Genomic DNA, 6,049 nt, shown 5'->3' on the forward strand with positions numbered 1-6,049 from the left:
AGATTTGGTATCGTTCTTCTCGGCTGAGGTGCTTGTACATTGGGCAACTTCGACTTGGCGGTTAAAGCGGCCATGATGCTCTCGCATCCTCAGCCACCTATAACCAGTTCATCTTTGTTGCACTTCGTCCTTGAATTCGCCACTCATTTTGACGTTGCTTGCTGTCGGCGCTAGCATTGCTATCAAATTGCAGGAGTCCACATGAGTACCTTGACCATTCGCAACCTAGAACCTGCCATCAAAGACAAGCTGCGCATGTCCGCTGCAACGCACGGGCGTTCGATGGAGGAAGAAGTGCGCACCATCTTGCGCAGCGTGTTGTCGCAGCCAGTGGCACCCGCAACGGGCATGGGCAGCCGCATACATGCGCGGTTTGCAACCATTGGTGGCATTGAGTTAGATGAGCCTCCACGAACCAGTGCGCCGCGTGCGGCTAGCTTTGACAACGAGGCGCAAGCGGTGCAGGCCATGCTGGCTGAAGACTTTTCGGGCCGCGTGTTGTCGTTTGATTTAGAAGCCGCCGTGGTGTACGCCGACTTGGTAGCTATGCGCGATCGTCAGGGGCAGCCCATAGATGTCGCCGATGCGCAGATTGCGGCGATTTGTTTAGCGCACGGCGCTACGCTGGCAACTCGGAACACCCAACATTTTGAAGGGCTGGGTTTGACACTGATGAATCCTTGGGTGGTTTGATGTCGCACAAACAGCTTCATCCTTGGCAAGTTCTCACGGGCGGCATTTGCGGTTTGGTGCTGACCATTGGCTTGGCGCGTTTTGCTTACACGCCGCTGTTGCCTAGCCTACAAACCCAAACTGGATTGACCGACGCCGCGGCGGGTGGTTTGGCGGCCATCAACTACGCTGGTTACATGAGTGGCGCTTTGGCGGCCACTTGGATTGACGATGTGCGTTGGCGCCATTGGCTGTACAGCGCGGGCTTGTGGATGGCTTTGGTCACGGTGGCTGCGATGGCCCTCACCACGTGGATGCCTGCGTGGGCTTTGATTCGCTACATCGGTGGTTTGTGTGGTGCCACGGGCATGTTGTTGGGCTCTGGCTTGGTGTTGGGTTGGTTGATGCGCCAAGGGCGGCGGCCTGAGCTGGGTTTGTATTTCATTGGCTTGGGGCTGGGCATTGTGGTGTCCGCCTTGGGTGCGTGGGGCTTGTCGCAGTGGTGGCCTACATGGTCTGACCAATGGCTGGCATTTGCTGCGTTGGGTTTGGTGTTTTTTGTGCCTGCCTGGAAGTGGCGTCCGCCTGTGCCCCCGCAAGTGGTGGTCGCGCATGACGCGGTGGTCGCTGGTTTGGGCTCACGCCGCTGGACATGGACTATGCTGACCAGTTACTTTGCCGCGGGGTGGGGCTTTGTCATTAGCGCCACGTTCACCGTGGCGATTGTGGAGCGTGAGCCTGCCTTAGCGGGGCTTGGCCCCCTGGCTTGGGCAATGGTGGGACTGGCGGCCATGCCTGCGGTGTTCATTTGGGATTTGGTGGCGCGGCGTGTGGGCGATAAACACGCGTTGCTGTTGGCGTTTGGTTTGCAAACTCTGTCGGTGATGTTGCCAGCCATGTCGGGTGAGCTGTGGGCTGCACTGGCTGGGGCGGTGGGCTATGGGGCGACGTTCATTGGCATCGTGAGCATGACGCTGGCCTTGGTCGGGCGACGCGCCCCCAGCAACCCAGGCAAGGCGATGGCCAAACTCACCCTCAGCTATGGCGCGGCCCAAATGCTGGCCCCTGTGGTGGCGGGCTATATGGCGCAGATCACGGGCACGTTCAAAGGTGCGTTGTGGCTGACCGCTGGCGTGATGGCCGCAGGCATGGCCTTGCTGGCCACTTTGCCCAAAGACGACTGAGCGCAAAGTATTTCAGCGAAAACCCCGAACGTGGCTCAAGTCGCGCAGGCCCCACAATCAGGGCCTGCTCTAGGGCATCCCTGCTATTTTTTTAAAGCGATTGACCGTGCCCACTCAAAGTTTCATTCCTGGCAAAGACGCGCCGCTGGAATCCACCATCAACACCCTGCAAGCCAAGCTGCAAGCGCTGGGTTTTCACATCGAAGAGAAGAGCTGGCTCAACCCTGTGGAGGGCATTTGGTCGGTTCATATCCGTGACCGCGATTGCCCCGTGTTGTTTGCCAACGGCAAAGGGGCCACACGCATGGCCTGCTTGGCCAGTGCCTTGGGCGAGTTCTTTGAGCGCTTGGCCACCAACTATTTTTGGACGCATTTCTACCTCGGCCCCACCACGGCAGACGCAGCTTTTGTGCATTACCCGCAAGAGCGTTGGTTTGCTTTGACCGACAACGGCGCATGGCCCGATGGCTTGCTCAATGCCGAGCTGCACAAGTTTTACAACCCCGAGGGCCACATTGATTGCTCCAACTTGGTGGACTTCAACTCGGGCCATGTCGAGCGCGGCATTTGCGCCATTCCCTATGTGCGTCAACGCGATGGCGAGACGGCTTACATCCCCGTCAACATCATTGGCAACTTGTATGTGAGCAACGGCATGTCGGCGGGCAACACCGCGTTGGAGGCACGCACACAAGCACTGTCTGAAATTTTTGAGCGCTATGTGAAAGCCAAGATCATCAGCCAAGGCATGTGCTTGCCCGATGTGCCAGAGGCGGTCATCAACCGCTACCCACGGATTGCCGCAGGCATTGCCGCTTTGCGTGCGGCAGGGTTTGGCATCTTGGTGAAAGACGCTTCGCTGGGTGGCAAGTACCCTGTGATGAACGTCACGCTGCTGCACCCGCAAGACCAAGGCTGCTTTGCCAGCTTTGGTGCGCATCCACGGTTTGAGGTGGCGCTAGAGCGTGCCCTGACCGAACTGCTGCAAGGCCGCGCACTCGACACCTTGGGCGGCTTTCCAGCCCCCACCTTTGATTTGGATGAAGCCGCAAGCGCACCCAACATCGAAATTCACTTTGTGGACTCCAGTGGCGTGATCCATTGGGAGTTCTTGGGCGAAATCCCTGATTACGTGTTTGTGGATTGGAATTTCTCGACCACCACCGCGGACGACTATGCCTATTGCGTCAAGCGCATGCACGACGATGGCTTTGACATCTACATCGCCGACTTCGACCACTTGGGTGTGTACGCCTGCCGCGTCTTGGTGCCAGGCATGTCTGAGATTTACCCTGTGGATGACCTCGACTTTGAGAACAACAGCATTGCCAATGACATGCGCGAAGCCATTCTCAACTTGACTGACCTCGACAACGAAGAATGCACCGACTTATTAGCCAGTTTGAACGAGTCCAACGTGGCCGACCAACGACCTGTGGCGGGCCTGATTGGCATGACCCCCGATGCAGGCAGCTTCTGGGCAGACCTGCGCGTGGGCGAACTCAAAACCCTCTTGGCCTTGGCCTGTGGTGACGAAGCCGCCACGGTGGAGGGCTGCGAGTGGATTCGCCACTTTGACCAAATCCCGCCACAACGCCGCGCGGTCTATGCCTGCATCGAGACCTTGGTGTTGCTCACCGACCGTGGTGACACCGCGCCTTATGTGGGCGCGATACGCCAGCTCTTTGGCTCGGGGGTGTTCGAGCAAGCCCACGCGCTCATCATGCAGACCGACCGCTTCATGGGCCTCTCAGCACCCGGCCTGAGGATGGGCGGCTGCGAAATGCAGCACAAGCTGTGGGCGGCCTACGCCAAGGTGCAAGCGCACAAGAAAATTTAAAGCCCGAGGCTTTCGAGTACCACTACACCTTTGGGGGTTTGCAAGGTGGCTTTGAGGTTGGCTGGGCCTTCGGTCACGGTCACGCGGGCGAGTTCCATCGCGTCATAGGCTGCTTGCAATTTGGCTGCGCTGGGGTGGGTGACTTCCAGACTTTGCAAGGTCACGCCAGAGCGGGTGAGGGTGTTGCGTGGGTGCAGCTTGAACGGGTCGGTGGCCTCTGGCTTGCCCCATTGAATGAGCGACGGCATACAACCATCAAACAAACGTTGGCCATCCGCCCGCACCGAAATTTGCCAATTGAGTGTGCCTCGGTTGGTGCGACGGCTGGCTGAAATGGCGGGGCCACGGTCAATGCCTTGCATGCGAACGGCCATGCGGGCGGCTTTGATGTCGGGCGTGTTGACCACAAAGTGCACCAAGCGCGGCACTTTGGCCACGGCTTTTTGCAAGGCGGGGTTGTCCATGTCGTACCAACGCGTCGGGCAGGCACGTTTGGGACGAACCGCTGCGGGGTTGATGGCGATGATTTCGCCATACGCCAGCGGGTTGGCGGGCGATGCAATTTTGAAAAGTCGGTTGTGGGTGCCGTAGAGCGTGTGTTCACCGCCGGGGCTGGGCGTGATGCCCAGTGTGTCTTCGCACCATTGCACCCCTTGTTCTAAGGTGCTGGCAACGATGACGAGATGGTCTATTTGTGTGTGCATGGGGCAGCACCATACCACTCGGGTTGGGTGAGTTGTTGTCGCAGTTCGGTTTTGACGGGGTTTTGTCTGACCCATTCCATAACTGTGGGAGGATTCAGCCCTTATGAATTCCAGTCAAAACATGGCGCAACGTCCTTCAGAAGGCGAGCGCCTTTCCAAACGCGTCATGCAGCTGCGTGACTGTTCGCGCCGTGAAGCAGAGCAATACATTGAGGCAGGTTTCGTGAGGGTCGATGGTGTGGTGGTGCAAGAGCCGCAGTTTCGTGTGAGTCAGCAAAAGGTGGCGCTCGACGCGCACGCCAGCTTGCCCAACCTCCTGCCTGTGACCCTCATCGTGAACAAGCCCGCAGGCTGGACCGATGGTTTGACCCCCTTGCCGGTTGCGAGACCCGTGCAACCAGGCCGCAAACCCGAGCCTGCTCGCCCAGCCAAAGGCCCACAGAATGTGCGCCAGTTGCTCACGCCAGAGCACCACAGCAAGCATGACCACAGTGGTGTTCGGTTCTTGAAGAGCCACTTGACCAAGCTCGACGCCAGCGTGCCTTTGGAATATGAGGCCAGTGGTTTGGTGGCCTTCACGCAAGACTTTCGCGTGCAGCGCAAGCTGATGGAAGACATGGCCTTCATCGAGCAAGAACTGATGGTGGATGTGCGGGGCGAAGTGACGCCCGAAGCGTTGCGCCCGATTGAACGCGCCATGCGCGATGAGCGCCTGCGTTTGCCCGACTTCAAAATCAGTGTGGGCAGCGCCAACCCAGGGCGCAGCAAGTTGCGTTTGGCGGTGAAGGGCTCTCACCTCGGATTGGCCGTGTACTTGTGCGAGTTGTCGGGCTTGGAGATTTTGGCCTTGCGTCGTATCCGCTTAGGACGTGTGAGCTTAGGCGACTTGGAAGAGGGCGCTTGGCGCTATCTGGCTGAAGGCGAACGCTTCTAGTCTAGAAGCGTTGTGGTTCAGTTGTTGCCGCTGTCGTTGTTGACAGAGGCGGGTACGCGACGCGCACCTGTGAAGCGGCGGTCCCAGTAGGCTTGGCGCATGTCGTCCACGCGCACTTGCTGGCCGGGTTTGGGGGAGTGGATAAATTTGTTGTCCCCCACATAGATGCCCACATGGCTGAAGGTTTGACGCATGGTGTTGAAGAACACCAAGTCGCCTGGCTTCAAATCCTGTTTGTCGATTTTCTCTGTGGCGGCGGCTTGCTCGCTGGCCCGACGCGGTAAAACGCGACCCACAGTTTGCTCGAACATGGTGCGCACAAAACCGCTGCAATCAAAGCCCGTGTCGGCATTGGTGCCACCGCGGTGATAGGGCACGCCCAAGAAAGTCATGGCGTTGACCACCAACTCTGACGCACCGTTGCCCACGGTTTGCCGCATTTGGTCCATTTGCGCGACGATGCCACGCTCGGCCAAATAGCGCTCAATGTCATCGGCGGCATTGTTCGACGGTGCGGCATGTGCACTGGCAACGCAGCAGAGGATGAGGAGGACGCGTTTCAACATAGCCAGTCATTCTAGGGAAGGTCTGCACAACGCATGAATTTGTAGCGTGACTTGTTACGGACTTCACGATGTGCAATTGTGTGCGTCGATAGCACGATTTTTCGGCGTAAGAGACCCATTTCGTCATCCCACCTTTGCCCTCAGGCCCC

Annotated in this window: 6 protein-coding genes; 4 read left to right on the forward strand and 2 right to left on the reverse strand. The window is 58.4% G+C overall.

Features of this window, described 5'->3' with window-relative positions; all coding sequences use genetic code 11:
• Positions 1–201: 201 nt before the first annotated feature.
• The 3 genes from RMS03_RS02970 (at position 202) to ycaO (ending at position 3,696) form a co-directional block, all read left to right on the forward strand.
• Positions 202–693: a FitA-like ribbon-helix-helix domain-containing protein gene (locus tag RMS03_RS02970; RefSeq protein WP_310625621.1), complete on the forward strand. Its 492-nt coding sequence runs from the start codon at positions 202–204 to the stop codon at positions 691–693.
• Complete coding sequence (locus RMS03_RS02975; protein ID WP_310625622.1) at positions 693–1,856, forward strand: YbfB/YjiJ family MFS transporter; 1,164 nt, start codon at positions 693–695, stop codon at positions 1,854–1,856. The genes RMS03_RS02970 and RMS03_RS02975 overlap by 1 nt, the downstream gene beginning before the upstream one ends.
• 106 nt (positions 1,857–1,962) lie before the next feature.
• Positions 1,963–3,696: a 30S ribosomal protein S12 methylthiotransferase accessory factor YcaO gene (gene ycaO / locus RMS03_RS02980; RefSeq protein WP_310625623.1), complete on the forward strand. Its 1,734-nt coding sequence runs from the start codon at positions 1,963–1,965 to the stop codon at positions 3,694–3,696.
• Here ycaO and RMS03_RS02985 read toward each other — a convergent pair.
• A complete protein-coding gene (locus RMS03_RS02985) occupies positions 3,693–4,400 on the reverse strand; it encodes a VOC family protein (protein WP_310625624.1) in 708 nt (235 codons plus the stop codon). The two genes, ycaO and RMS03_RS02985, sit on opposite strands and share 4 nt — an antisense overlap.
• 103 nt (positions 4,401–4,503) lie before the next feature.
• Between RMS03_RS02985 and RMS03_RS02990 the strand changes: the two genes are divergently transcribed.
• Entirely contained in the window at positions 4,504–5,334 is an 831-nt protein-coding gene (locus RMS03_RS02990; RefSeq protein ID WP_310625625.1) for an RNA pseudouridine synthase, read from the forward strand.
• Positions 5,335–5,351: 17 nt separating this feature from the next.
• Here RMS03_RS02990 and RMS03_RS02995 read toward each other — a convergent pair whose 3' ends face one another.
• Positions 5,352–5,900: a C40 family peptidase gene (locus tag RMS03_RS02995; RefSeq protein ID WP_310625626.1), complete on the reverse strand. Its 549-nt coding sequence runs from the start codon at positions 5,898–5,900 to the stop codon at positions 5,352–5,354.
• Positions 5,901–6,049: the final 149 nt, after the last annotated feature.

The sequence above is a fragment of the Limnohabitans sp. genome (genome assembly GCF_031538885.1).
Classification (GTDB): domain Bacteria; phylum Pseudomonadota; class Gammaproteobacteria; order Burkholderiales; family Burkholderiaceae_C; genus Limnohabitans.

What these genes read in the sequence shown, in the direction of transcription:
- RMS03_RS02970 (WP_310625621.1), top strand. Translation starts at nt 202, where the DNA reads ATGAGTACCTTGACCATTCGCAACCTAGAACCTGCCATCAAAGACAAG.
- RMS03_RS02975 (WP_310625622.1), top strand. Translation starts at nt 693, where the DNA reads ATGTCGCACAAACAGCTTCATCCTTGGCAAGTTCTCACGGGCGGCATT.
- RMS03_RS02985 (WP_310625624.1), bottom strand. Translation starts at nt 4,400, where the DNA reads ATGCACACACAAATAGACCATCTCGTCATCGTTGCCAGCACCTTAGAA.
- RMS03_RS02990 (WP_310625625.1), top strand. Translation starts at nt 4,504, where the DNA reads ATGAATTCCAGTCAAAACATGGCGCAACGTCCTTCAGAAGGCGAGCGC.
- RMS03_RS02995 (WP_310625626.1), bottom strand. Translation starts at nt 5,900, where the DNA reads ATGTTGAAACGCGTCCTCCTCATCCTCTGCTGCGTTGCCAGTGCACAT.